The following is a 24,780-nucleotide window of genomic DNA, read 5'->3' on the forward strand; positions in this document are numbered from 1 at the left end:
TATCTCTCATACATCGAAGCTGCCACGCAGACATTCACTCTGGAAAAGGAGTCTGAGCCGGATGATGGGAAACTGTCAAGTCCGGTTCTATGGGGGGAAGGATACGGCGACGTATGCCTTCCTACCCGACAACTACCTGTTGGCGGATCGGTTCAACTGGTACGAGCAAAACCGCAGCTCGATTAACTCTTGCCCGCTGGTCTGTCATCTACCGGAACTGCGGGAACGACCGGACTACTACTCTCAAAAACGGTCGTTGGTACAACTCAAGAAAGACCGTCCCTGGTACGGGGACATTCAATCGCAAGTCTTGCAAGACTGCGTTAAGCGAGTAGACCTTGCCTTCAAGCGCTATCTGAAAGGTGACTGTAATGGTAAACGGAGCGGCAAGCCTCGATTTAAGGGGCGGGGACGCTATCGGTCTTTTACCTTTCCCTCATTGGGTAAGTCCCCCCTGAAGGGTAATCGCCTGACACTGCCTAAGTTTGGTGATGTCAAGCTGGTAATGCACCGTCCTATCCCTGATGGTTTCAAGATCAAAACAGCCATCGTCTCTCGTAAAGCCGATGGCTGGTACGTCACTCTTGCGATCGCCGATGATACCGTCCCCAACGTCATCCCCAAAGATGATGCGGTCAACGCTGTGGGAATCGACATGGGACTTCAATCGTTCCTGGTAAAGTCTGATGGTTCCGAGGTGGCAATCCCCCAATACTACCGAAAAGCCCAAAAGCACCTAAAAAAAGCTCAGAAGGCTGTCAGTCGCAAGAAGAAGGAGAGTTTGTGGGATTTACGTATTACACTCGACGATTCAGCTCGGAGATCGCAGAAAATTTCCAGGGATTCCCCCTCCTGCTCCACACCCCACCTGAAACCGTAACGTTGACTTACCGAGACCTTACTGTTGCCAAAATCGGTCAGTCAGTGGGGTCGTGCCATCAGGTGATGGGTTCGTTGGCACGCTTCCAGAGCGAAGGCATTCCCAGAGATGCTCGAACAGCAAGCCGGGATTTCCTTCGGCATCGCGGGTAAAATACCCATGTCCGGTGGGGCGATCGTAGTCTGTATTGAAGCTGCCGCAGTCAAAAGCGTGGATATTTTCAGAGATGTTTTGCAGATTTTTAGGTCCCGTGCGACCGAGGCGGTGAAAGTGGATGGGTGGTTGGAGATTCACGACTTTGCTCGCGTTTAACGCCAAGTCATCATTGGCAAAATATACGCTAATGCGCTCTGCTGCAGTGGCGATCGCGCTGCCTTCTCGATCCGGTTCTAAGGTATCGTGCTCGATATCCGGCGCCACCAGATAAATATGACGGAAAATTTGCGGCAAACCTTGGGGATGGGAACGTTCGACCGAGCGTTGCAACCCTCCTCGCAAGACCCGGTTGCCCATCGAATGTGCTAAAACGTTCATCTGTTTCGGGTGAGGACTATCGGTTTGCCATTGCAGCAACATTTCAAACAAGCGCATAAACGCGATCCGACTCCCATCGGCTGCATCGCGATCGTCAAAGTAATCCTTGAGAATGCCCCGATCGTCGTCGCAAGGCCATAGGATTGGAACGACAAAGACATCATCGCGGGCTTTTTCGTCGAACAAGGTTTGCAGTTCTGCAGCTGTAGGAAAAATGTTCGGTTCTGGCTGATTGTTAAAACCGTGGATGTAGAACAAAATGCGATCGGCTTTGACCGCTTGCAATCGCTCGAAGAAAGCTTGACGACCGATTTCCGTATAGTTATTTTGGGTATCGCGCCGACAGAAATAAACCGACTGGTCAACTCGGTTATCCCGCGCAAAGCTCACGGAACGAGGTAAACTCTGGGGGTTTTGTGGGGTCAGTCCTTCATTCAAAAAACGATTGGTAATAAATAGCATCGTGAATCTCTCATAAATTAATGATGGGGAGAGGAAGTCCGCAACCCCGACTCCCCATTTCACCGTCCGCGGAAGAACGTGCGTGACGGTTGCTTACTCACCAACGATCGCCGGAGCGCTCAACAGTGCTTTCCAAGTCAGGGGACCGACGATACCATCGACTTTCAAGCCATGCTCTTTTTGAAACTTCTCAACGCCCCACTGGGTGCGCGCGCCGAAGATACTATCGGTCGACAGAGCATACCCGATCGTCCGCAGAATCGTTTGCAGGTATTCCACATCCGGACCGGCACTGTCCCGTTGTAGAGTCGGGGGAATCAGCGCTTTCCAGGTCATCGAACCGACCGTACCATCGATCTTCAATCCGCGCCGTTGTTGAAATTTCTTCACCGCACCTTCCGTGTAGACCCCGAAAACACCATCGAGCGTCAGGGCAAATCCGAGTTGATTCAAGCGTTGTTGCACGGCTTTGACATCCCGTCCGGCATCGCCTCGGCCGAGGGTGGGAAAATAGGTTTCGATCTCGGTTGAAGTCGTAGCAGTCATGGCGGTAACTCCTCGATGTGGTTTGATGTTTCTAACCTACAAACCTCAACGAAGGCACAGTACTGCGAAGATGCCACTTCCTCAAATTTGACACGATTTGGTGGAGTGGAGCGATGGACGCGATCCCCCAGAGTCACCCATAGCGGGGTTGGTACCGATGGCGGGTACGGTGACGCTTGGGAAATCGGTCAATTGCTCCGAGAAGGTGAGTGCATCTCTCAAAGACTGGGTTCCTCAAAAACTGGGAACGGGAGACGGCTGTTGGCTTTGGGGAGTGGGAACTGTTTCTGATGGGGAATCGGAATTGAGCGCGAGATAGGCCAGTGCGATCGCCACCAGCAATGCCGAGACGATCGCCGCAAGTGCCATCGGACCGCATTTTCGATCGGGTGTAGATTTCTGTGCGCTTGGGGGTGAATCCGGTTCAGGGGAATTCGTCGAGCCGAAATCGCTCGTTTGAGTCTCGTCTTGAGCGAGAGTGGGGGGAATCGAGTAGCTTTGGGAGGAGACTAGATGAGAATATCCACCCACGGCCAGGGCAAATTCTTGATTCCAAGCCGGTTTTTCCTGACCCTGCTGGCGACCGTAGACAATAGCGCGGGCAATGGTTTCCGATTCTAGGTTGACGAGCTTGACTCGAACAAAATCCACCATCTGATAGCGATCGGGCACTTGTTCTTCCGATTCGAGCAAAACGTGCAGGCAGCTATCTTTGAGGGCCACTTTCGATCGAATGCCCTGATATTTAAGATGTTGGTTTAGCAGAGCCGAAATCGCTCTCGGCTCTCCTTGTTTTGCAAGTTCTAAGAGATGAGGCTGAGTCATGACGTTTTCGGTCAGCCTAGAGAATATCTCTTCGAGGATAACCGATTTGGGCAATATATTAAATCGGAGAAGGTAGGGGGAGCAGGGGAGGCTGGGGGAGAGCGATCTCAAGTTCGGAGAATTCGTGACCATTAAGCGCAACCCGGTCGATCTCTTCTCCAATTTTCTCCCGATGCTCACCTCGATCCCGATGCCCCCAATGCTCACCTCGATCGCAATTGTCAGCATTTAACCGAACTCGATCTGAAGCATTAAAGTCTCGTTCAACCAACCATAGGGGTTTGAGGGAGTGTTTCTGACTTGGGAGTCTTCCTAAAACCTAAAACCTGACGGCTGATGGCTGAATGCTTATCGGCTCAATTGAGTTTTTTGTTTGAAAGTTCGCCGCCAGAACGATCGCACGACTTTACGCTGGTCGATGGTATGCAAGAGAATAAACGCTAAGAACGTATACGCCAACCAGAAATGAATATTTCGACCCAGGTCCACGAGATCGCGATTTTGCGGAAATAAATCTGGCATGGTTATCCATAAAAAGTGGACGTTTTCGCTTTTAAAGGAGTTAGAAAAGAAGAAGCCGCTAATGGGAACAGCCCACATAAATAGATACAGCATCGTGTGGAGGGCAAACTTTTTCATCCACTCCGGACTGTACTTGGGCGATCGCTTAGTATACTTTTTCCACCAAACCCGTAACAAAGTTAAAATGCGCCAGGTTAATAAAGCCATGGTGAGAACGCCCACTGTTTTGTGGAAGTCGTAAAGAGAGCCGCGCCCGAAAGAGCCTCGGGGTAAGCGTGCCATAAAAGACCCGCCGAGAAACAGGATGATATAGCAGTAAAACATCCACCAGTGTACGGACATCAGATGTTTGAAAGCCGAATTTAATCTAGGTTTAGTCATGCTTGGCGTTGTCAAGGTTTAGTTTTAGTATAAGTTTAAGATTTTATAAAAGTTGTCACCCGAGGTGCGGACACCGCCGAATAATTGTGTAATAGACCTCCTGCATGAATCGTCAAACTGTGCGCCGGGTCGCCACGATCGGTGACTTCATTCGGTCAAAATATATTAGATGGCTCAGTTGTTGAACCCTAAACGGGCACCAATAAAATGATTCGCGCAGGAGCTCTAATTAACCTCACCCCTTTCCCCCCACAACAGTTTACAAGCGGTACACAAGCCAAAACAGTCACCAATGGGGATAGGATGTTCGCTGAAGTAGAATATCGCGATATTCAGAGTTATTAGGCTATATATGTCGATCGGCTCCCGGAAGCAACGCTAGCTCTAGGGGGGCAATGGGCGGAATATTCTGGTGATGCTTAGACTGTCCGCGCCCTAATGGAATGTAGAGATCGCGGCTGTAATATCAAGTTCGGTTGAATACTTATAATTCACCGTGAAGCGAGCAGGCAATCGCGCTGGAAGCAGGCAATCGCTGGGGGAGAGAATTTGAGAAGAGATTAAGCATTTGCGCCCAATTCTAACGAATTATCCGAACTTGATATAATTCTCTCCAAACGGAATCGCACTCACTAGGGTGAGTGCGACAAAGACCTCTACAAGGCGCGGCACCCGATCGAAAACTTTTTTGTCAAACTAAAGCCGTTTCGGGCATTCCCGTAGCAGCTCCAAAGGGGTATCGCAACACGATAGGATAAGCGAAGATAGGATAAGCGAACCAAGAACTTTAACTTTCTCGGTGCCATTTATCTGGCTGCTGGTGCGATCTGGCTTCATTGATGACACGCCCTAGTGCTGCTACGCAGAATTAAAAATGCGTCTTGAAAAGTTGAACGGGACAGAAACTGACACCGCTCGCGGTTTCGCAAAATGAAAAATGTTTACTGTGTATAGCTTTCAACGGTTGAGAGCTGGGTCGTTATTTCTGCCGCATTGCACTAGAGCCATAGCACTTCATGGCAACGCATTATCCGAATTCGATCGAACCCCTTGCTTTGGGGCGAATGATTGAGGCGATTCTTCGAGATCGAGAAATTCAATGTCAATGCGATCGCCCACTGCCACCTCTAACTCAGCCGCGCGTCCTCCCCGCAACTCGATCGCTCGATCGATTTTCACCATCGCACCGGGACTGTAGGTGGGACAGGGATCGCTGGTGCAAGGAGGTACGTTCTGGGCGATCGCCATCACCACACCTTCTCGCAAGAAAATCATATCCAAATCTACCGGCACGTTCTTCATCCAGAAGCTGACGGGACGGGGCGGATCGAAGGAGAATAACATTCCTCGATCGTCGGGTAAAGCCGGTCTGAACATCAATCCCATCGCCTGCTGAGCGGGGGTGCGCGTCACTTCTAACTGAATCGCCTCTCCCGAAATCGTTGCAATCGCACCCACTGGTAACATTTGTCCCCTGGCTCCTTCCTCCGTTCCCGGTTCTTTTTGAGCAATCACTGGGCGATCGGTGTCAACGACCAGTTGCCTGGCTACGGTCGCTCCAGAGCAACCCATCAACCCGCAACTCAGACACAGCACCCCCAGACTTAATCCAACAGTCATCGGGGAGCAAGATGCGATCGTGTCGAGCCCACGAGGACGAGCGAACATAGAGCGAGCAAACATAGAGCAATTAGACCTTTGGAGGAAATGGGTTAAGGGGGAAAGGGAGAATAAATTCATGACTTTGGCATAGAAATTGTCTGAATTTTTGATTTCTAGCAGATGTCTATTGGCACAACGCAACACAATATCGACATCGAAGCGACCCCAACTGTCAACACCCTTCAGCCTCCGTAATTCCAACCCGTACTCGCCAAATCGAGAATCTCGCCGTCGCGGTGAACTCCGGCAGCAATTACCTCGCCGACAAACACCGTATGGTCGCCCCGTTCTACCGTTGCCACCACCTGACACTCCACGTAACCGAGGGCATCTTGAATAATCGGACAGCCGGTTTCTCCCAGGTAAAACTCGACATCTTCAAACTTATTCCCCACTCGACGTTGGGGTTTGAAAAATTGTTGCGCGAGTTCTTTTTGTCCGGCGGCCAGAAAGCTGAGGGCAAACACCCCACTTTCTTGAATCATGGCGTGGGAACCGCTATCGGACTTCACGCAATTGGTCACCAGTGGCGGCTCGAAGGATGCCTGCATCACCCAACTAGCCGTAAAGCCATTCACGGCATCACCCTCTTTCGCTTTCACGCCGCAGATATAAAGTGCGTGCGGGATTTTGCGCAGAATTGTCTTTTTCGCGTCTTTATCTAGCAAGATCAAACATCCCCAATCTACGGTACATAGTTTACCAAGCAATGGAGTTTACCCAGCAATCGACCCAAGAGCGATCGAGGGCACTAAGCCACAGCCGTACTGTCAACCAATCCCGCAACCGATTCTTGGAGTTGAGCGATCGCCTGTTGTTGGGAAGCCCCCATTTCTTGAATTTGAGCCACCCCACCCGACATCGCTTCAATACTCTGGCGCAGCTCGTCAATTTGGTCTTGAATCGGCTGTAACAGTTCCTCGTAGAGCGCTACTTTACCCTGTACTCGGGCTAAGTTCGAGCGTGCCTCGACGAGTTCGTTTTCTTGGGCTTTGAGTTCGTTCCGTCGATTTTCCAGTTCGCTCGCCCGCTGCTCCAGGGACGCTCTCGCCTCATCGAGACCCTGGCGCAGTCCTTCCATCTCCGCTTCAAGTTGCTGGCGCTTTTGAGTGAGTTCCCCCATCAACGGACCGACATCCACCGATGAAGACGAAGAGCTATCGCTGTTGGTTTCGGTCTGACCCAACTTCTGCCAAAGCAACGTCTGGCTTTGGTTCATGCTGCGCTGGCGCTCTAAGATATTTTGCAGTTGACCCGATACCGTACCGAAGAGAAACTTGTAGCTTTCTTCGAGATCTTTAATTTCGTTTTCGAGCTGCTCGCGTTCTGCCCCAAAGGCATCTTTCATTTTCCCTTGAGCTTCTGCGATTTCCTGACGGCTCAAAGCCAGCTCTTCTTCCTGATCGCTGAAAAAAGAAAAGGGTTCGGCGAAGTCCGCTCGTAACTTGCGTACCTGGCGCTGCAACTCGTGAGCGGATAAATTCTCGAGGTTCCCCAAGTCCGAACTCGGGGCATTCCCACCGCCCTCAGCAGCACCCGAGAGGGTTCCGAGTTGCTGCATTTGGGTATCGAGCAACTGAGCCATCGTCTGTTTGAGTTCGAGGGTATTTTCTCGCACCTTCAAATCGATGCGTTCGAGTTCCAGAGTGCCTTGAGAGTCATGAAACTGCTGCCACTGACCGGCGATTTCCCCCGCTTGGGCATCCAGTTGCGTCTGTTGTTCGTCTGTCGCCCCTCGGTGCTGTTCGAGTTGCTGCCAATGTTCTTCTAGGAGTGACTGAGCGCTCGTCACTCGTTCCGTTGCCCCATTGAGAGGATCTTGAACCGAATTGGGATCGATCGCCACCTGAGCCAGGTAATTCAACCATTCCTGTAAGCTGTTGGCTTGTTCGGCATCAATCGTTCCGCCGGCGGGCTGTTCGGCTTGTTGGCTGTTGAGTTGCGCCCACGCCGCATCGAGTTCTTGCTGTTTGCGCTCCATTTCCTCCCGCAGCCCGGCCACTTCTCGATCGCTCGCTTCAATTTGACTGCGTTTGGCTTCGAGATCCTCAGCTTCTTGATTAATTTGTTCGAGCTGCTCGATTTGTGCCTCCATCTCCATCTGACGGCGGTTCAACTCTTGGCTTTGATAGGTCAGGGATTCTTGCCACTGCTTGATTTCTTCTTCTTGAGTCTTCGTCTTCTCTTGCAGCCGAGAGTAACTTTGGAGAATACTGACGATTTGCCGACTGGCATCTTTGAGATTTCCTTGAACTTGCTTGTTCGAACCGACCTCGGCAAAGACCAGCGCGCCCCCATTGAAGTTTCCTCCATCATCGACGGGAACGACCTCGTCTCCGGCGACAGCGGTCCAACTATCACCCCGCTGGCAAGCCAAGAGTTTGAGTTCGGCTTTGCCGCCACCGAACACTCCGCTTTTTTTTTGGACTTCCGCTAGATACTGCACGCTTATCTTCCTTTTGAGAATGTCTATGCCCGAGCCTCGAACTCGGTCGCTCCATAATCAGTCAGTCCACCGCTGGCTCTGGTGAGTTGAGCGTCGGCATTTTCGACGCGGTCTCCTTCTTCGAGTCGGTGCCATCGAGAGCGCGACACTGGCTCCCACTCGAAACCTAGAGCGTTTAAAGTCAAAAACCGAGAAGTCAAATCGCGCGATGGTGCCTGCCGAAAACCATTCGCTCGACGATCGCGCGCCATGAGAGTCGAGCGTCGAGAGCTGAGAAGTTCGCGCCATCGGCGAGGCAATCGCCAGTTTGAATCCCGGATGATGAGTTGCTTGAGGTGCCCATTGACGCAACTTTCCCATCGTCTGGTGCAGCAAGTTGAAACTCGGCAAAATGGAAACCTTCTGGTGGAAGACTCTTTCGATCTTTACCATAATAGCCTCTGTTTGGATTAGTCTGGGACAATGAGAAAGAGTTGAGAAATACGGCCAGAGAAAGGTGGCGAAATCTTGACATTCCGTTTTGGGAAGCTTAAGTATGAGTCGAGGAAACCTTCCTCTTTTTAAGTAGGGACGACATTAGACAGGGAGAGCGTTTGAGCTGTATGCAGGGAAATTTAAGCGAAATTGATATCCGGAGCATCCTGCAACTGGTCGAACTCGGTCAGCGCACTGGCGAGCTGTTTGTCGAGGCCTACCACGAGGCCGCATCGAACTCTTCAGGTCTTTACGGAGTCCCCTACCGCCACCGCCATCTCGACTTATCTGAGGACTCGTGGTTTGTCTTTTTTGCCAACGGTCGAATCGTCTATGCCGCTCGCAGCCGCGACAGTAACTTATCCCGACTGCGCGACTACCTCCATCGCTACGGAGTCGATACCGTTCTCAATCAATTGGATATTTCCGCTTTGGGGGCAACCAACGCTCCAGAGTACGGTTATCTATGGCGATTATTGGAGAATCACGAGCTGACCCCCGACCAAGGACGGAGTATCATCCGCAGCATGGTACGCGAAACTCTCTTCGATCTACTGAGCTTGAATCGAGGAGCTTTTGCCTTCGATATGGGACCCGCGCTCGCCCCCCAACTGATGACTTTGAGTATCGGTTCTCTGCTGCGAGAAATCATCGAGCAAGTTCGGGATTGGAAACAACTTCATCCTCTAATTCTTTCACCGAGTCAATGCCCGATCGTCTCCGAACCGGAGTCGTTGCGATCGACGCTCCCGCCAAAGACTTTCCAAACCTTGATTCGCTGGGCCGATGGCAAAACTTCCATCCGTCAGCTTTCTCGGTATCTCAATCGCGACATCATTCAAGTGGCCAAAGCCATTTATCCCTACATCCAAGAGGGTCTGGTGCAACTGTCTTCTCCCGCGATCCAGATTTCGTCAGAGTCTTTGGTCAGTGCGGGTCTGCGTCCTGCAACCGCTCAAACCCCCAGAGTGGTTTGTATCGACGACGATCGCGTCGTTCGCAAAACCGTCGAGCAGATTCTCAAACCCGCAGGGTACGAAATTACAACCATCGGCAGTCCCCTCAAAGCACTCTCTCTAGTCTTCGGACTCAAGCCCGATTTAATTTTGTGCGATATTGCCATGCCCGAACCCGATGGCTACGAAATTTGCGCCATGCTGCGCAAATCCACCGCCTTCCGGCAAAAACCGATCGTCATGTTAACGGGCAAAGATGGCTTTATCGATCGGGTCAAAGCCCGAATGGTCGGGGCAACGGATTATCTGACCAAACCCTTCGGAGATCGAGAATTGGTGACGATCGTCGAACAATACGTTGGCTCGGTGTCTCCAGAACAAGCCTCTCAAGATAATGGATTTGCCGATGCCCTGCGAGAGGCTTTGGGAGAGGATGGCTTCTAGACCGACAAGGGAAAGAATGCATCGGCGAACCCCTCAAAATTTTCCGTTCCCCATTCCCGACACCCCATTCTCCCGAAGCCTTCCTCACGGTCGATCTTCCCCAGCTCCCGAAGGGGATTTCCTGGTACAATCGAGGAATAAGTTAATATTCATCTGTTTTTTGGCACCTTGAAAACAAAAGGAAAAGGATTTTGCACCCAAATCGCGGGTCGAGTCCAACCCTTGCACCTGCAAGTCGATCGAAGCAAAGCGTTCGGCATTCCCGACCCTCGACCGGTCGGTCTGTTCTAATTTGACTCGAGCCGATGTTTTCCTAGAAGTTAAAATTGGCGCGGGAAAAACAAGCGTCGCAGCGTAGAGTTGGTTCCCAACTTGCCCGAGGCTCACCCAAAGGTCGAGGTTAAAATTCATTCAATAGTCCCAACACCGGCAATGGCCAATTGTTCGCTCGGCATTGTGGAACTTAAAGTCAAACTTGCCGGTTTGTTCTGTAAGTTGTACGAGATCGGGGTCCAATCCATCAGCCGCTATTGTCCCTGGCAGTACGAGATTGCTTGCGAGTTTGAGTCGCCGCCCGCTCTTTAGGTAAAAAGTTATGAGTAAAGTCTTGGTCATCGAAGACAGCGTCACCCAACGAGAAATGATTGCCAACCTCCTGCGCGGAAGTGGATTAACCGTCATTGAAGCCAGCGATGGCGTCGAAGCTCTAGAACAAATCCAGAAAGGTCTGCCAGATTTAGTCGTCCTCGATATCGTCATGCCTCGGATGAACGGCTACGAAGTTTGCCGTCGCATTAAAGCCGACCCCAAAACCCAAAACGTTCCGGTGGTGATGTGTTCTTCCAAAGGCGAAGAGTTCGATCGCTATTGGGGAATGAAACAAGGGGCCGATGCCTACGTGGCTAAACCCTTTCAACCCACAGAGTTGGTGGGGACCGTCAAGCAGATGCTGCGAGGGTAGGAGTTAGGTTTCGATGGTTGGCAGTCCAGACTTTTTGACCGGAACGGAATCCGAACGCACCCCGGAGTTTCAAGAACTCGAAACCCCCGAAGGCGAGTTACACTTGCGATTTCACATCCCCTCGGGTAGCGAGTTTGCCCTGCTCGCGACGGGCATCAAAGAAGTGATCGCCCCAACCCCCGATCGGATTACCCCCCTCCCGAACGTTTCGCCGCTACTCTTGGGAACGATCAACTTGCGAGGACGGGTTGTGTGGGTGGGAGATTTAGGGCAGTTTTTAGGAGACAGTACCCCTCTCAATACCGACCGAGCAGAAATTCACGTGATTGCAGTCGAAGACCAAGACATTATACTAGGGTTAGCCGTAGACCGACTCAACGAAGCAAAAGGAATGGACTGGCTAGATGTAGAGCAAGCTCGGATGCCGGCCAACGTCCCCGATGCCATGGCCCCTTTTCTCCAAGGAGAATGGCCTCTGGACGAAGAAGGGGAGCGCGTTCTCCGGCTACTCGATCATGTCTCGATTATTCGTTCGGCTCGTTGGGCGGCATGAGCGAGGAGAACGATCTCTCGACGAAGAAGGGGAGCGCGTTGTCGAGAGCTCGTTCGCGTCTCGATGATTCCTTCGGCTCGTCGGGCGGCACGAGCTTAGCAACCTCGAGTATTTTAGCTCTCCAAGGCGCGGCGTTCGATTGGGTATTAGTATGAGAAAGTCACGATGCGGATTCTAAAAAATGACTCGCTCGTCTCAAATCCATGCTCTAAAATCGACAATTGAATTGGGGGAGGCAAATGGCATCCGGTATAGACTTCGCACAAGAATATCAGCAGGCTGAAACAGCCTACATGCAGGGAAATTACCAAGACGCAGCGACTATTGTCGATCGATTGGTCGAGGCGTTTCCCGACGATCCGAGCGCCCGCCTGCTTCGAGGTCATATCTACTGCTATGGGTTGCAAGAGTACCAAGTGGCCAAAGAGCAGTACGAAGTCGTTCTGCAATTGACCGCCGATCCCGATTTTATCGAGTATGCCAGTAAGGGCGTCGTCGATGCCGATCGCTCCATGAGCGGGACGGAGGGAACCACTCTCGATGAGGCGACGGATCTGGCAACGGAAGAAATCGACTTTATGGAAGGGGACGACTTCTCGAGTCAAAGTTGGGAATCTTCTGACAACGGAGCCTCTGGAGAATTCGATCCCGATGGCGACGTCTTCGGGATTGACAGTTCCTTCGATTTTCCCGAAGTCGCTGAGGATGCTCCCTCGGAACTAGATAGTCCCTTTGAGACCCCCGTCCAAGTTCCCCTCGACGACAATTTCGACGAAGCCCCTCCATCGGATCCCTTTAGCGCTAACCCCGCCAAGGAATTGGAGGAACCCGCTTCGGAGTGGGACGACTTACCGAGTTTTTTACCCGCCGATGAAATGCCCGATCTCATCGGCGAAGACGCAAGCGGCTTCGAGAGCCACTCCACCTTCGATAGCAGCGACGACGAACTCGATAGTATCGAACTGCCACCGCCCTTTGAAGAGTTAGAGGATAAAAACCTCGGTTCGACGGGATTCGATCGAGACTCAACCTCCCAGATTCCCTTCGACGAGACCGTCGACACGAGCGATCCCTCCGGAGAAAACTGGAACGAGAACTGGGCCGATGCCGCTGCCCGCTCTGATTTTGGCGACTTCGATGGGGGGGATGGGAGCGATGGCACTCAAAGCTGGGCAGATACACCAGAAGAATCCGGGTTCGGCGACGAAGAATCCGGGTTCGGCGACTTCGATCCCGCAGCCCAAGACTGGGAAGATACGCCAGAAGAATCTGGCTTCGGCGATTTCGATCCCTCCGACGCAGACTCAGAAACCTTTTTGATGGAGAATCCCCCCGCCAATTTCGCCGAGTTCGATGGGGGCGACTTTTCACCCCCCACCTCTCGCCCCCCCAGAATTCCCACATCCAGCGCTCCGATGTTGGATGATGAAGAGCAGACTCTGATTGCTCCCGATCGCAATGGACTCGGAGAATCCGATAGCTTCGATCTCGACGCCTTCGACGATTCCTTCGGTTTGGGAGACTCCTTCAACGATGATGAGGGTGGCATCGGAGGCGATGACGGGACTCCATCCTTCGAAACGGCGAATGGGGAAGTCAGCCATCCGAGCAGCGCGGGATTTTTAGACGAGTTCGATGACTTTGACGATCTCGGTAGCATCCCCAACTTCGACATGGCCGATTCCGATAGCGACTCCTCAGGACTCTCGGACGATTCGAGTTTCTTCGATCCGTCGGCCGACAGCAGTTTGGGCACCGATGAAGTCAGCTTGGAATTTACCGAAGCCAGCGACGGCTCGGTGATTCGAGATGAAGAACTCTTCAGCATTGCCGGTTCCTCCGAGCAAGTGCCCACGTTTACCCAAGTCGATAGCAGCACGGAAGCCGCGTCCCCAACTGTCGAGCAGGGAATGCTGGCCTTTTATGAAAACTCTTCCCTCAACGCCAAGCAATGGATTATGGCGTTAGTGACCGGAGTGGTCTCGGCTTCTGCCGTGGCGGGTATCAGCCACATCGGCGTCCGCCAGCTCGCGGGGGAAACTCGTCTGGGAGCTGAAGTTCGGCGGGGTTTAGTGCCCCAAGTTCAGTTAGCCGGTTTGGCCATGTCCCTGACGGCGGGAATCGCTGGAGGAGCGTCCACCTGGCTGTTAGGTCGCATCGGCGCCCGACAAATTCGGCGGTCGACCCTCGATTTGCAAAGTTCCTTCGAGGCGGTCACCCAAGGAGATTTAGGGGCGCGGGCGACGGTGTTTGCCGAAGATGAATTTGGCAACCTCTCCTCGAAATTCAACCAGATGGCGCGAGCGATTTTCACCACCACCAACGAAGCCCAGCGCCGCGCGGAGGAAATGGAGCAAGCCAAAGAAGACTTGCAGCGCCAGGTGATTCGACTGCTCGATGACGTGGAAGGGGCTGCACGGGGGGACTTAACGGTGACCGCCGAGGTGACCGCCGACGTGTTGGGTGCGGTGGCCGACTCCTTTAACCTCACCATTCAGAACCTGCGGGAAATCGTGCAGCAGGTGAAACAAGCGGCCCGTCAGGTGAGCAAGGGGGCGACCGATAGCGAATCGTTTGCCCGATCTCTGGCATCGGATGCCCTGCGGCAAGCGGAGGAGCTGGCTGCCACCCTCAATTCGGTGCAGGTGATGACCACTTCGATTTTACAGGTGGCTAAAAGCGCTCGGGAAGCGGAGGAAGTGGCGCGATCGGCTTCGGCAACGGCCCTCAAAGGGGGTGAGGCGGTGGAACGCACCGTGGCCAGTATTCTAGAAATTCGAGAGACTGTTGCAGAAACAACGCGAAAAGTCAAGCGTCTAGCCGAATCCTCCCAAGAAATTTCCAAGATCGTGGTGGCGATTAGCGCGATCGCCTCGCGAACCAACCTACTGGCCCTCAATGCCAGTATCGAAGCCGCCCGAGCTGGGGAAGCCGGACGCGGTTTTGCCATCGTCGCCGACGAAGTCCGCCAGCTGGCCGATCGCTCCGCCAAAGCCCTCAAAGAAATCGAGCAAATCGTGATGCAAATTCAGAGCGAAACCGGCGGGGTGATGATGGCCATGGAAGAAGGAACCCAGCAGGTGATCGAAGGCACGCGCCTGGCCGAACAAGCCAAGCGATCGCTCGAAGATATCATTCAAGTGTCCAACCGCATCGACGTCCTGGTGCGATCGATTACCGCCGATACCGTCGAGCAAACCGAAACCTCTCGCGCTGTGGCTCAGGTGATGCAGGCGGTGGAACTGACCGCCCAAGAAACCTCCCAGGAAGCGCACCGGGTGTCGGGGGCGCTGCAAAACCTCGTCGGCGTTGCCCGCGACCTGCTCACCTCCGTGGAACGATTCCGCGTCGAGGCTGCAGAACGTTAAGAGATTTCAGGGTTGGCGAAGGGCAAATTTTGAAGGTCTCGACGATCTCAGGCGGTTTTGACCCAGTCTTCGATCGCCCGATCTCGATTCTCGCTTCTCCAAAACCGATCGCAAATCCAGATCGATCTGCCCACAACTGGGATCTATACTTGAAGCCATAAGACACCGATCGACCCGATCGAGCCAGCGTCACCGAGCGCCTTTTCCCATCTATCAAGCGGAACTCCTATGCTGCCAGAACAACAACGAATCCTGGGTTATTTCATCGAAGAAGCGGGAGATCATCTCAATACTATCGAGCAGGGGCTGCTGAACCTACAAGCCACCATTGAAGATTCCGAAATGCTCAACGAAGTGTTTCGCGCCGCCCATTCCGTCAAGGGGGGAGCCGCCATGCTCGGTCTCGGCAGCATCCAACAAATCGCTCATCGCCTCGAAGATGGGTTCAAACTCCTCAAAGAAAACCCAGTACGGGTCGATCGGGAACTCGAATCTCTATTTCTACGCATCTTCGATGCTCTGCAAGAACTCCTCGACCAATTGCAAAGCCCCACCGGCTTAACCGATGCAGCCGCCCAACAAACCATGTCTGGCGTGGAACCGGTGTTCGGGCAGCTGAGCCATCATTTAGAAATGCTCCTCGACGGACAGGTGGACGAAACTACAGACCAGTCCGGATTTGAAGGCATGACGGCAATGCCCATCACCACGACCCCCACCTTTGCCACCCAGGATGAAGACGACGAAGAAAGTGCGGCGATGCAGCTCATCTTTCAAAGTGACGTCCTCGCCCGACTGCGAGAAATGCTGCAACTGTTCAAGCAGCCCGACAGTCCCCAAACCCGAGACCAACTGGTTCAAATTTGTCGCTTACTCGCCCGAGCGGGAGAACAGTTCGATCTCGCTTGCTGGGTTCAACTGTTACAGGCCGTCGAGCAGGCGATTGCCAATCCGAACAATACCTTCTCCACCCTCGCCTCCATTTCGATTAAAGAAATCAAACAGGCCCAAGAACTGGTACTGGCGAACCGCGGTGCGGAAATTGTCGTTGGCCCAACCCTCGAAGAACTCTTACCCACTCCAAGCGAACCCGATCTCGAACCGGATTTCGATCTAGAGGACCTGCTGGAAATGCCTTCAGAAAATGCCGATAACTTCGCCGAACCACTCGATTTAGATATCGAACCCGCTCTCGATTTTGACGATTTGCTCGATATTCCCCCCAACCCCGTCGAACCCCCTCAAGAATCGGAACTGTGGGAAGAACTCGACAACTCGACCCCAGACCTAGATCGCGAGATCGACATCGAGCCATCCATCTCCACAACGAATTCGAGATCTCCCCACCCTAGAGGACCGGCTGTGGGTCAGGAGGAACTCAATACTTTAGCCGATCTCTTTGAAGATGAGGCCCCAGAACTCGAAGTGTGGGAAGAAATCCCCGATGGACTCGGCGGATTCGATGCGAGTCCGATCTCCGGTGCTCTCGATGGAGATATGTCAGAAAGTGACTTGGCTGAATTTCTCGACGACTTACCCCAACACTCCTCACCCCCACAACCTTCTAGCGAAGATGACTTCGATCTGTTCGGTTTCGATTTCGATGGGGAAGATGCGGGTAGTGCCCTCGAAGAATTAGATTTATCCGAGACCTCGCCCGAGAGATCGTCGACCCCGACAGAATCAGAACCGCTCATGGATTTCTTAGAAGGGTTGGACGATGGGGAGGACGGAGATTTATTGCCCGATCCCCTGCCATCGCTCAACCTGGAAAGTATCGAAGAAGAAGAAGCCCCCCCCGAGGGGGAACAGGAATGGAACGGACTGTGGGATGAGAACGAAATTGCCGCCACCGCCCTAGAAATTGAGGACACGGGGGAATCCGATAGTGAGATCGATTTCGATGAGTTTTTCGAGCTCGATGCCTCAGACCCCACAGAAAGCGTTACCCATACCGATGAGGATTTATCCTTTGACGATCTATTTTCGAGTGATGCACCTCCAGAAGCATCCCAGACCCCAACCCACGAGTTAGAAGACTTCCCCACAGATTTGTTCGATCGCAGCTCGCAGCTCGAGTCGCCAAGTGCCGAAACCGAAGAAGCGGACGATTCTTTAGACTTTTTCGAGGGCTTCGATTTGGATGTATCCGAAGCCGATGCGGTGCAAGATCTCTCCGCCGAAGGTCAAGCCTTAGAAGAGTTATTTAGCGATACCGAATCTGAGATGGTACCGGAATCCTTCGCCATGTCAGCCGAAGAGCAATCGGATACTGCTCTCTCAGAACTCTTCGGACTGGAACGCTCCGCTCCAGCGCAGCCGGAGAACACTGACGAAATCTTGGATTTTGATTGGGAGCCGGAACCCGAGTCCGATGGGAGTGACATTTCCATCGACAACCTCCTAGGAGAAGTCTCAGAAGATCTCGATGTCTCCGAACTCTTTGACTCAGATTTATCGGGGGAGCTCGCCCAAGAAGAATCCTTAGATTTCGATGGGTTACTCGAAGATGACCAGAGCGATGCGTCTGTGTTGAGCGAGCCAGAGGAAGTGGAAACGCCAGCGGAGTTCGTGCCGCTCGAATTACTCCTATCTTTAGGACCCGAACTCTCGGGAGCTGCCGTTTTTTCGGAGCTAGAAGTCTATCTCGATCGACCCTCCGTTTCGGAAGCCGCACCGAGCCAACCTTCGTCCTCCACCCCCCCCAAACCCGAGAGTAACAGCGATTTCGACGACCTGGAAAAATTACTCGAGGAAACGGAGAAAACCGCTGGCGGTATGACCCCTCCCGCCAAAAGCCGAGGGGGAGGTGAAGCTCGCGGTCGCAACCGCCGTCGGGGGGGCACTTTCGAGCAAACCATGCGGGTTCCCATCAAGCAGCTCGATAATCTCAGTAACCTGGTCGGGGAACTCGTCGTCAGCCGGAACAGCTTGGAACAGGACCAAGAACGGCTGCGGCAATTTCTCGATAACTTGCTCCATCAAGTGCAGCAGCTTAGCGACGTGGGTCAGCGGATGCAGGATCTCTACGAGCGCACCCTGCTGGAAATGGCATTGCTCGCCAGTCGGCAAAGTCGGGTCAAAGCCGCCCAAAACGTTCCCCAAACGAACAACTCCCACGGCGATATGGGAGAATTCGAGGCCTTGGAGATGGATCGATTTACCGATTTCCACACCCAGGCCCAAGAAATTATCGAGCTGATCGTCCGCGTGCGGGAATCGGCTTCCGACATTGAATTTTTGGTGGCGGAGAACGACCAAATCACCCGTCAGTTGCGCCAAACCACCACCCAGTTGCAAGAAGGACTGACCCGATCGCGCATGGTTCCCTTCTCTCAAACGGCCGATCGCTTGCCACGGGGGGTTCGAGACAACGCGATTAAATTCGGCAAACAGGTGGAACTGCAAATCGAAGGTCGCGATACCCTCATCGATAAGATGATTTTAGAGCACCTTCACGATCCCCTCACCCACTTGGTCAACAACGCCATCGCCCACGGCATCGAGTCTCCCGACGCTCGGACCACCCACAGCAAAGCAGCCACCGGTCGGATTACCGTCAGCGCCTTTCACCAAGGGAACCAAACCATCATTTCCGTGGCTGACGATGGGGCGGGCATCGATGCGGGTAAGGTCAAACAAAAGGCGTTGCAAAAGGGACTGATTACCCCGGAACAAGCGGAAAAAATGACCGACCTCGACGTTTACGACCTGCTGTTTTTACCGGGATTCAGTACCCGCGACAAAGCCGACGACCTCGCCGGTCGGGGGGTGGGGATGGATGTCGTGAATACCAAACTCACGGAAATTCGCGGGACGGTGAATACCGATTCGACCCTGGGTCGGGGGACGACGTTTACCATTCGCCTACCCTTAACCCTGAGTATTTCCAAGGCCCTGTGCTGCATCAGCGAGCGGGCGAGTATTGCTTTCCCGATGGATGGGGTGGCCGAGGTGCTCGATACCTTTCCTCAAAGCCGTCTGGTTCAAGACGAAAAAGGTCAGCGATGCGTGCCCTGGCGCGATCAAATGGTTCCCTTCCAGCCCTTGCAGGAGCTGTTTAACTACAATCGTCACCTGGGTCGATCGCGCTATAGCGGGACGACATCCACGGATGACGATACTATCGCCGTGGTGATCGTACGATCGGGAACCACCTATCTGGCGGTACAAGTCGATCAGGTGATGGGCGAACAAGAAATCGTGATCAAGCAGCTCGAAGGACCGGTGCCCAAACCCATGGGAATTGCTGGGGCCACGGTGATGGGGGACGGTCGGATCGTGCCGATTGCCGACGTTCTCGAACTCATCGACCTGTCTATGGGTCGCGTCCGCCGGGAAGCCAACGTGTCTCTGTGGGACGATGGGAATGCCCCGGCAAAACCGGTACGCGAGAAGACGGAACCGACAGTCCTGATTATCGACGATTCGATTACCGTGCGCGAACTGCTCTCGATGACCTTCAAGAAGGCAGGATATCGGGTGGAACAAGCGCGGGACGGCCAGGAAGCTTGGGACAAACTGCGATCGGGCATTCCCTGCGAATTGGTGTTCTGCGATATGGAAATGCCTCGCATGAACGGCATGGAACTGCTCTCGCGCATGCATAAAGATAGTCACTTGAGCCAGTTACCGATCGCGATGCTCACCTCTCGTACCGCAGAGAAACACAAGCAAATGGCGATCGAGTTGGGGGCGCGGGGCTACTTTACCAAACCTTATTTGGAAGAAGTGCTGCTCGATGCGGCTCAACGGATGCTCAAAGGTGAAATCTTGGTGAGTGCGAAACCTCAAACAGCAGGTTGATAGCGGAAATCGGGGCAGGAAAAGCTCCGATCGGGGTCTGTTTTTTGGATTCCGATGGATGTTAGGTAAGGCAGTTGGGGGAGTACCAGGGAGAGAAAACCCATGAAATCTCGTTCCATTCCAATGCTCGATTCTCCTGCATGAGACGCGCGCGCGAACGCATCGATAATAAAAAGCATTCCCTTGAAAGCAGGAGAAGCCCAGGGAGAAACAAACAGACCCTTATCTTTTTGGAGAATTGATATTCTCTAGGAGTGACACTTCAAAGTGCAGAATGTGGGTCGTAACAAGAGAACACATATTTTTCGATCGGTAAGCCTCAAATTTAGTACTGACTTACGTTAAAATTGGGAAAAAGAAAAAAACTAGGATTTTACTCCAGTTTTTAACCACGTGCAAATAACCTTCATCACTTTCCGGTTCTCAACAGTTCCCTCTGACGGCAAAATGCTGTAAATAGTTACAAGACACATTTACTTCATTTTAAGCGTACTAAAACCGGTTTAATCGACTAGTATACGAAGGTGTAACTTTCCAAACCAGATAAGATTGGGTGCGAGCGATCTCAGGGTAAGGCATTGAAGTAATCATCAATAGTGTCGCAGTTCTCAAGTCAGTGAGGTCCGATCGTCAATATTAAGTTCCTCTCGAACGGGGGAATGTGTAGAAAAGCGTCCATACCTCATTCAACAACGCTATCGTTGTCTTCCCACCCTCTTGTACTAGTCTCTCCGAGCTCCCTATTGCATAGACAAAAACCGGGGAACCTCGAAAAATTCAAAGTTTGAACCCAATCAGAACGACTCTTCAAAATTTCAGTCGTCCAGAATGGCTAAGAGTTCAATGAATTGAGATGACCATCGGTTAGCGATCGATGTCAAAAAAATGGGATTGATTACATCTAAGTAGTCATCCATAAAAACTTCACCTGCACGGCAATTAAATTATTTCTTTGAAAAGCAATAGTAGGTCAACAAAAAAAGGGACCCGATCGCTTAATAAAATACGCTAATTTTTATGAGATTTCATTTTGATTGGCTAATTTAGTAATTTTTTTTCTTTTTGTTATTTTGTATTTTACCGGTTAGTCGCGACTCGATTGATGTTCTCATTCAATCAAAAAAATTTAATTTTTTACCACGATTAGCCCTAGGAATTAGAGTGTGAACGGTTACCAGTTGTCAAATAAATTTAGTTCTCATTATCCTTCATGACTCCAACCTCAATATCTCCCACTGAAAGCAGTCCTAACTTGGCTGCTCTCACCAGAGATGCGGGCATTGCCTTAGTTTTACAAATCGCTGGTTTGGCTCTGACCTACTTGCTGCAAATATCCCTAGCCCGCTGGATGGGTTCAACCGAGTATGGCATCTATAAATATGTCATCTCTTGGTCGTGGTTGCTAGCGATTCCTGCTGGACTTGGTTTCCCTCACACTGTTCTACGTCTGGTTTCGGAATACCGAGTTCAACAAAATTGGGGTCTTTTGCGGGGTTTAGTTCGAGGGAGTTGGCTCCTCACGGTCCTAGCTGGTTCCTTATTGTGCTTAGGCGGTACGATAGTAATTCTCGCGATCGATCGATACTATCAGTTTGCCTATGTCACTCCACTACTCATCGGCATCTGGATGGTTTTGCTACGAGCTTTAGTAGAATTGCAGTTAGAAACTTCTAGAGCATTAGAAGACATTACCTTAGCCTATGCTCCCTATCAAGTTATTTGGCCTGTTTTGGTACTGTGTGGCGGATTTGTCCTCTTTGAGTACAACCATTCCCTAACCAGCGAACCAGCGATCGCGATGGCTATCCTGATGTTGTTGGGAGTGGTCATGTTTCAGTTGTGGCTACTCTGGGAAAGGCTAAACCAACAGGTGGAAAAGGTTACTCCAGTCTATGCCTACCGTGAATGGTTCAGTATTTCCCTACCTTTATTACTCCAAGGAGCATTCGCAGTTCTCCTGTTTCAAACTGATGTCGTCATAATTGGTTTGTTACTAGGACCTGAAGAAGCAGGGATTTATACCGCAGCCACGAGTACAGCGATTTGGGTGACTTTCTTTTTACAGGTTATCAATACTGTGGCAGCTCCTGCCTTCGCTTCCCTCAACGTTCAAAACGATCGAAAGGGCTTGCAAACAGTGATATCGACTACAGCCACATGGATTTTCTGGCCCTCTGTAGCGATTGCTCTCATTTTAATTATCTTCTCCCAGCCGATTTTAGGAGTATTTGGCTCCGAGTTTATTGCGGCGAATTTGGAGCTAAAAGTGATTGTAATCGGAGAGATCGTGAGTGCCTTGTGTGGTTCTGTTGGTTATATCTTGGTTATGACCGGTCATCAAAATAAGTCAGCCAAGGTTTTTGCTTACACGGCCTTAATCAATTTAGTTTTGAACCCGATTGCCATCATAAAATTCGGGATTTTAGGAGCGGCTATCACCACAGCTCTAACCACGATCTTGTGGAATATTTGGCTCAGTATTTTGGTCTTCAAATACGTGGAGGTTAATCCATTCGTTTTTCATCGTCTTGTTAGCTCCAAAGAAAATAGTGTGTAAAGATTAAATTAAACGATGGGAAAAAGATTAAGCGACTTCAGGCATTTTTTTACGGGACTGCTGATAATAATGCTGATAGTAAGCTTTGTCCAGCCTGGCTTCGCACTGGATGGCAGTCGTTTACCGTTTCCGCCAACATCCTCTGGTAGTGTTGCCAAACGTACTATTGGAGCCTCCGTCCACAAACCAACCCAGCCAGAATCTCATTTACCTGTAGATCCTCCCAACATCCTGATGGTCATGTTGGACGATCCGGGTCCATCATTATCCGAGACCTTTGGCGGTGACATCCATACCCCAACGGTTTCCCAACTTGCCAAAACTGGGATTGTCTACAATCGATTTCACAACACGGCCATGTGTTCTCCCACCAGAGCCGCATTGCTCACAGGACGCAATCACCATCGCGTTGGGTTCGGACAAATTGCTGAGCTGGCAAACAACTGGGACGGCTACTCTGGTTCTTGGCCTGCAACTGCGGCCTCAGTGGCAAAAGTTTTACAATACTATGGTTACAATACTTCTGCTTTTGGTAAGTGGCATAACACCCCTGCAATTGAAACCACAACCATGGGACCATTCGATCGCTGGCCGACGAATCTGGGTTTTGAGTATTTCTATGGGTTTTTGGCTGCAGAATCTTCTCAATACGAACCAGCTATTGTCGAAAATACCAGTCGCATCCCAACGCCCAAGCGACAAGGATACCATTTCACAGAAGATATGACCGATCGAGCTGTGAACTGGATGCGTCAGCACCAGGCACTCGCTCCTGAAAAACCCTTCCTGATGTACTGGGCACCCGGTGCAGTCCATGGTCCACATCATATTTTTAAAGAATGGGCCGATCGGTATCAGGGCAAGTTCGATGAAGGGTGGGATGTCATGCGAGAGCGCATCTTTGCCCATCAAAAGGAGCTGGGTTGGATTCCTGCCAACACCGAACTAACCCCTCGAGCTGAGACATTGGCTGCCTGGGATGATATTCCTGAAGATGAAAAGGCATTCCAACTGCGCCTGATGGAAGTTTATGCAGGTTACCTGGAACACGCGGACACTCAGGCTGGACGCCTGGTGGATGAGTTGGAAAATCTGGGCATTCGCGACAATACCCTCATCTTCTACATTTGGGGTGACAACGGAGCGAGTGCGGAAGGGGTGGGAGGCACGATTAGCGAACTGTTGACTCAAAATGGCATTGCCACCGAGATTAAAGATCATATCCGTGCTCTGGATATCATTGGTGGATTGGATGCTTTGGGAAGCTCAAAGACGGCCAACATGTATCACGCCGGTTGGGCTTGGGCAGGGGGATCTCCTTTCCAGGCAACTAAACTGGTTGCCTCCCATTTGGGTGGTACCCGTACACCGCTAATTGTGTCCTGGCCAAAGCAAATTAAGCCTGACTCGAAGGTGCGATCGCAATTCCACCACGTCATCGATATTGTTCCCACCATCTACGATCTCCTTGGCATTACACCGCCGGAAATGGTAGACGGCGTTACCCAAGATCCGATTGATGGGGTGAGCATGGCCTACACCTTCAATAACGCCACCGCACCAGAGCAAAAACCAGGTCAGTACTTTGAAATTATGGGTAGCCGAGGCTACTACGAAGATGGTTGGATGGCATCAGCCTCTGGCCCTTTTACTCCTTGGCTAGCAAGCATCGACCCCAGTATTGCCACCTGGACGCCAGATAAAGATACCTGGGAACTGTACGATCTCAATAATGATTTCTCCCAAGCCCATAACTTGGCTCAGATTTACCCGGAAAAACTACAAAGGATGAAGGCTAAGTTCGATCTAGCGGCACAAGAAAATAAAGTCTATCCCATTGGCGGTGGTTTGTGGTCGGTCGTATTTCATCCAGAGGATGCCCCTTCTAACCGAGCAACAGAATTTCACTACACTCAGAATGTGACCGGAGTGCCAGAATTTACCGCCCCAAAACTTGGCTCCCGCAGCAGCCGAGTGACAATTGAAACAGAGCTGAATGACAATGCCCAGGGCGTACTCTATGCCCTTGGGGGTTATTCAGGAGGTCTCGCTCTTTGGTTGGATAGCGGTCAACTCAACTACGAGTACAACCTGTTCGAGGTAGAACGCACCCATATGACCTCGAATCGTCCCCTGCCCACAGGCAAAGTAAAGTTCGTTATCGATTCGGAAACGACTGGTCGGGGGTCAAACTCCATGACGATTACCGTTCGTGCCAACGGTTGTAAGATTATCTCAGGTACAGTTCCTCGTATTGCACCCCTTGGCTTTACAGCTAATGATGCGTTTGACGTAGGCATGGATAACTACTCACCCGTATCAGAAGCCTATTTTGAACGGGGACCTTTCAAGTACAACGGTGTCATTAGCAAATTCGATGTTAAGTATACAGGCTAGCACGAC

The 24,780-nt window shown here is 51.8% G+C and carries 16 protein-coding genes; 8 read left to right on the plus strand and 8 right to left on the minus strand.

Annotated features, from left to right (window positions below):
- The first annotated feature begins 61 nt into the window (after window positions 1–61).
- On the plus strand, window positions 62–880 hold the full coding sequence (locus AC2215_RS27165; protein WP_486813168.1) for an RNA-guided endonuclease InsQ/TnpB family protein: 819 nt from the start codon (window positions 62–64) through the stop codon (window positions 878–880).
- Window positions 881–898: 18 nt separating this feature from the next.
- On the opposite strand, the gene AC2215_RS27170 is transcribed toward AC2215_RS27165, so the two are convergent.
- The 7 genes from AC2215_RS27170 to hmpF all read right to left on the minus strand — a co-directional run bounded on the left by AC2215_RS27170 (window position 899) and on the right by hmpF (window position 8,258).
- Window positions 899–1,876: an alpha/beta hydrolase gene (locus AC2215_RS27170; RefSeq protein ID WP_486813169.1), complete on the minus strand. Its 978-nt coding sequence runs from the start codon at window positions 1,874–1,876 to the stop codon at window positions 899–901.
- A 93-nt stretch (window positions 1,877–1,969) separates the two neighbouring features.
- Window positions 1,970–2,422, minus strand: a complete 453-nt coding sequence (locus tag AC2215_RS27175) for a peptidoglycan-binding domain-containing protein (protein ID WP_486813170.1) — start codon at window positions 2,420–2,422, stop codon at window positions 1,970–1,972.
- Between the two features lie 234 nt (window positions 2,423–2,656).
- A complete protein-coding gene (locus tag AC2215_RS27180; RefSeq protein WP_486813171.1) occupies window positions 2,657–3,247 on the minus strand; it encodes a hypothetical protein in 591 nt (196 codons plus the stop codon).
- A gap of 348 nt (window positions 3,248–3,595) precedes the next feature.
- Complete coding sequence (locus tag AC2215_RS27185; protein ID WP_486813172.1) at window positions 3,596–4,150, minus strand: cytochrome b; 555 nt, start codon at window positions 4,148–4,150, stop codon at window positions 3,596–3,598.
- A 1,014-nt stretch (window positions 4,151–5,164) separates the two neighbouring features.
- On the minus strand, window positions 5,165–5,770 hold the full coding sequence (locus tag AC2215_RS27190; RefSeq protein ID WP_486813173.1) for a DUF192 domain-containing protein: 606 nt from the start codon (window positions 5,768–5,770) through the stop codon (window positions 5,165–5,167).
- A gap of 224 nt (window positions 5,771–5,994) precedes the next feature.
- The gene (locus tag AC2215_RS27195) at window positions 5,995–6,480 is read right to left on the minus strand and encodes a flavin reductase family protein (RefSeq protein ID WP_486813174.1); all 486 of its coding nucleotides are present in this window, start codon (window positions 6,478–6,480) and stop codon (window positions 5,995–5,997) included.
- A gap of 83 nt (window positions 6,481–6,563) precedes the next feature.
- Window positions 6,564–8,258, minus strand: coding sequence for a pilus motility taxis protein HmpF (hmpF, locus tag AC2215_RS27200; RefSeq protein WP_486813175.1), 1,695 nt, complete (start codon window positions 8,256–8,258; stop codon window positions 6,564–6,566).
- Window positions 8,259–8,860: 602 nt separating this feature from the next.
- On the opposite strand from hmpF, the gene AC2215_RS27205 reads away from it, so the two are divergent.
- On the plus strand, window positions 8,861–10,132 hold the full coding sequence (locus AC2215_RS27205; RefSeq protein ID WP_486813176.1) for a response regulator: 1,272 nt from the start codon (window positions 8,861–8,863) through the stop codon (window positions 10,130–10,132).
- 84 nt (window positions 10,133–10,216) lie between these two features.
- Here the strand turns inward: AC2215_RS27205 and AC2215_RS27210 are convergent, their stop codons facing one another.
- Complete coding sequence (locus AC2215_RS27210; protein WP_486813177.1) at window positions 10,217–10,543, minus strand: hypothetical protein; 327 nt, start codon at window positions 10,541–10,543, stop codon at window positions 10,217–10,219.
- Window positions 10,544–10,727: 184 nt separating this feature from the next.
- Here AC2215_RS27210 and AC2215_RS27215 point away from each other — a divergent pair, with 184 nt between their 5' ends.
- From AC2215_RS27215 to AC2215_RS27240, 6 genes are all read left to right on the plus strand, one after another.
- Window positions 10,728–11,093, plus strand: a complete 366-nt coding sequence (locus AC2215_RS27215; protein WP_486813178.1) for a response regulator transcription factor — start codon at window positions 10,728–10,730, stop codon at window positions 11,091–11,093.
- Between the two features lie 13 nt (window positions 11,094–11,106).
- Window positions 11,107–11,646, plus strand: coding sequence for a chemotaxis protein CheW (locus AC2215_RS27220; protein ID WP_486813179.1), 540 nt, complete (start codon window positions 11,107–11,109; stop codon window positions 11,644–11,646).
- 239 nt (window positions 11,647–11,885) lie between these two features.
- Entirely contained in the window at window positions 11,886–15,014 is a 3,129-nt protein-coding gene (locus AC2215_RS27225) for a methyl-accepting chemotaxis protein (RefSeq protein ID WP_486813180.1), read from the plus strand.
- Between the two features lie 228 nt (window positions 15,015–15,242).
- Entirely contained in the window at window positions 15,243–19,820 is a 4,578-nt protein-coding gene (locus AC2215_RS27230; protein ID WP_486813181.1) for a hybrid sensor histidine kinase/response regulator, read from the plus strand.
- A gap of 1,210 nt (window positions 19,821–21,030) precedes the next feature.
- Entirely contained in the window at window positions 21,031–22,377 is a 1,347-nt protein-coding gene (locus tag AC2215_RS27235) for a flippase (RefSeq protein WP_486813182.1), read from the plus strand.
- 69 nt (window positions 22,378–22,446) lie between these two features.
- Window positions 22,447–24,774 carry an arylsulfatase gene (locus AC2215_RS27240; RefSeq protein ID WP_486813183.1) on the plus strand — a complete coding sequence of 776 codons (2,328 nt, stop codon included), beginning with the start codon at window positions 22,447–22,449 and terminating at the stop codon, window positions 24,772–24,774.
- Window positions 24,775–24,780: the final 6 nt, after the last annotated feature.

The organism is Zarconia sp. (genome assembly GCF_057467645.1).

Bases quoted from the DNA above. Each gene is read 5' to 3' on its own strand.
- AC2215_RS27240 (WP_486813183.1), top strand. From the start codon at position 22,447: ATGCTGATAGTAAGCTTTGTCCAGCCTGGCTTCGCACTGGATGGCAGT.
- AC2215_RS27225 (WP_486813180.1), top strand. From the start codon at position 11,886: ATGGCATCCGGTATAGACTTCGCACAAGAATATCAGCAGGCTGAAACA.
- AC2215_RS27175 (WP_486813170.1), bottom strand. From the start codon at position 2,422: ATGACTGCTACGACTTCAACCGAGATCGAAACCTATTTTCCCACCCTC.
- AC2215_RS27180 (WP_486813171.1), bottom strand. From the start codon at position 3,247: ATGACTCAGCCTCATCTCTTAGAACTTGCAAAACAAGGAGAGCCGAGA.
- AC2215_RS27210 (WP_486813177.1), bottom strand. From the start codon at position 10,543: ATGAATTTTAACCTCGACCTTTGGGTGAGCCTCGGGCAAGTTGGGAAC.
- AC2215_RS27185 (WP_486813172.1), bottom strand. From the start codon at position 4,150: ATGACTAAACCTAGATTAAATTCGGCTTTCAAACATCTGATGTCCGTA.
- AC2215_RS27205 (WP_486813176.1), top strand. From the start codon at position 8,861: ATGCAGGGAAATTTAAGCGAAATTGATATCCGGAGCATCCTGCAACTG.
- AC2215_RS27190 (WP_486813173.1), bottom strand. From the start codon at position 5,770: ATGACTGTTGGATTAAGTCTGGGGGTGCTGTGTCTGAGTTGCGGGTTG.
- AC2215_RS27230 (WP_486813181.1), top strand. From the start codon at position 15,243: ATGCTGCCAGAACAACAACGAATCCTGGGTTATTTCATCGAAGAAGCG.
- AC2215_RS27170 (WP_486813169.1), bottom strand. From the start codon at position 1,876: ATGCTATTTATTACCAATCGTTTTTTGAATGAAGGACTGACCCCACAA.
- AC2215_RS27235 (WP_486813182.1), top strand. From the start codon at position 21,031: ATGACTCCAACCTCAATATCTCCCACTGAAAGCAGTCCTAACTTGGCT.
- AC2215_RS27215 (WP_486813178.1), top strand. From the start codon at position 10,728: ATGAGTAAAGTCTTGGTCATCGAAGACAGCGTCACCCAACGAGAAATG.
- AC2215_RS27220 (WP_486813179.1), top strand. From the start codon at position 11,107: ATGGTTGGCAGTCCAGACTTTTTGACCGGAACGGAATCCGAACGCACC.
- AC2215_RS27165 (WP_486813168.1), top strand. From the start codon at position 62: ATGATGGGAAACTGTCAAGTCCGGTTCTATGGGGGGAAGGATACGGCG.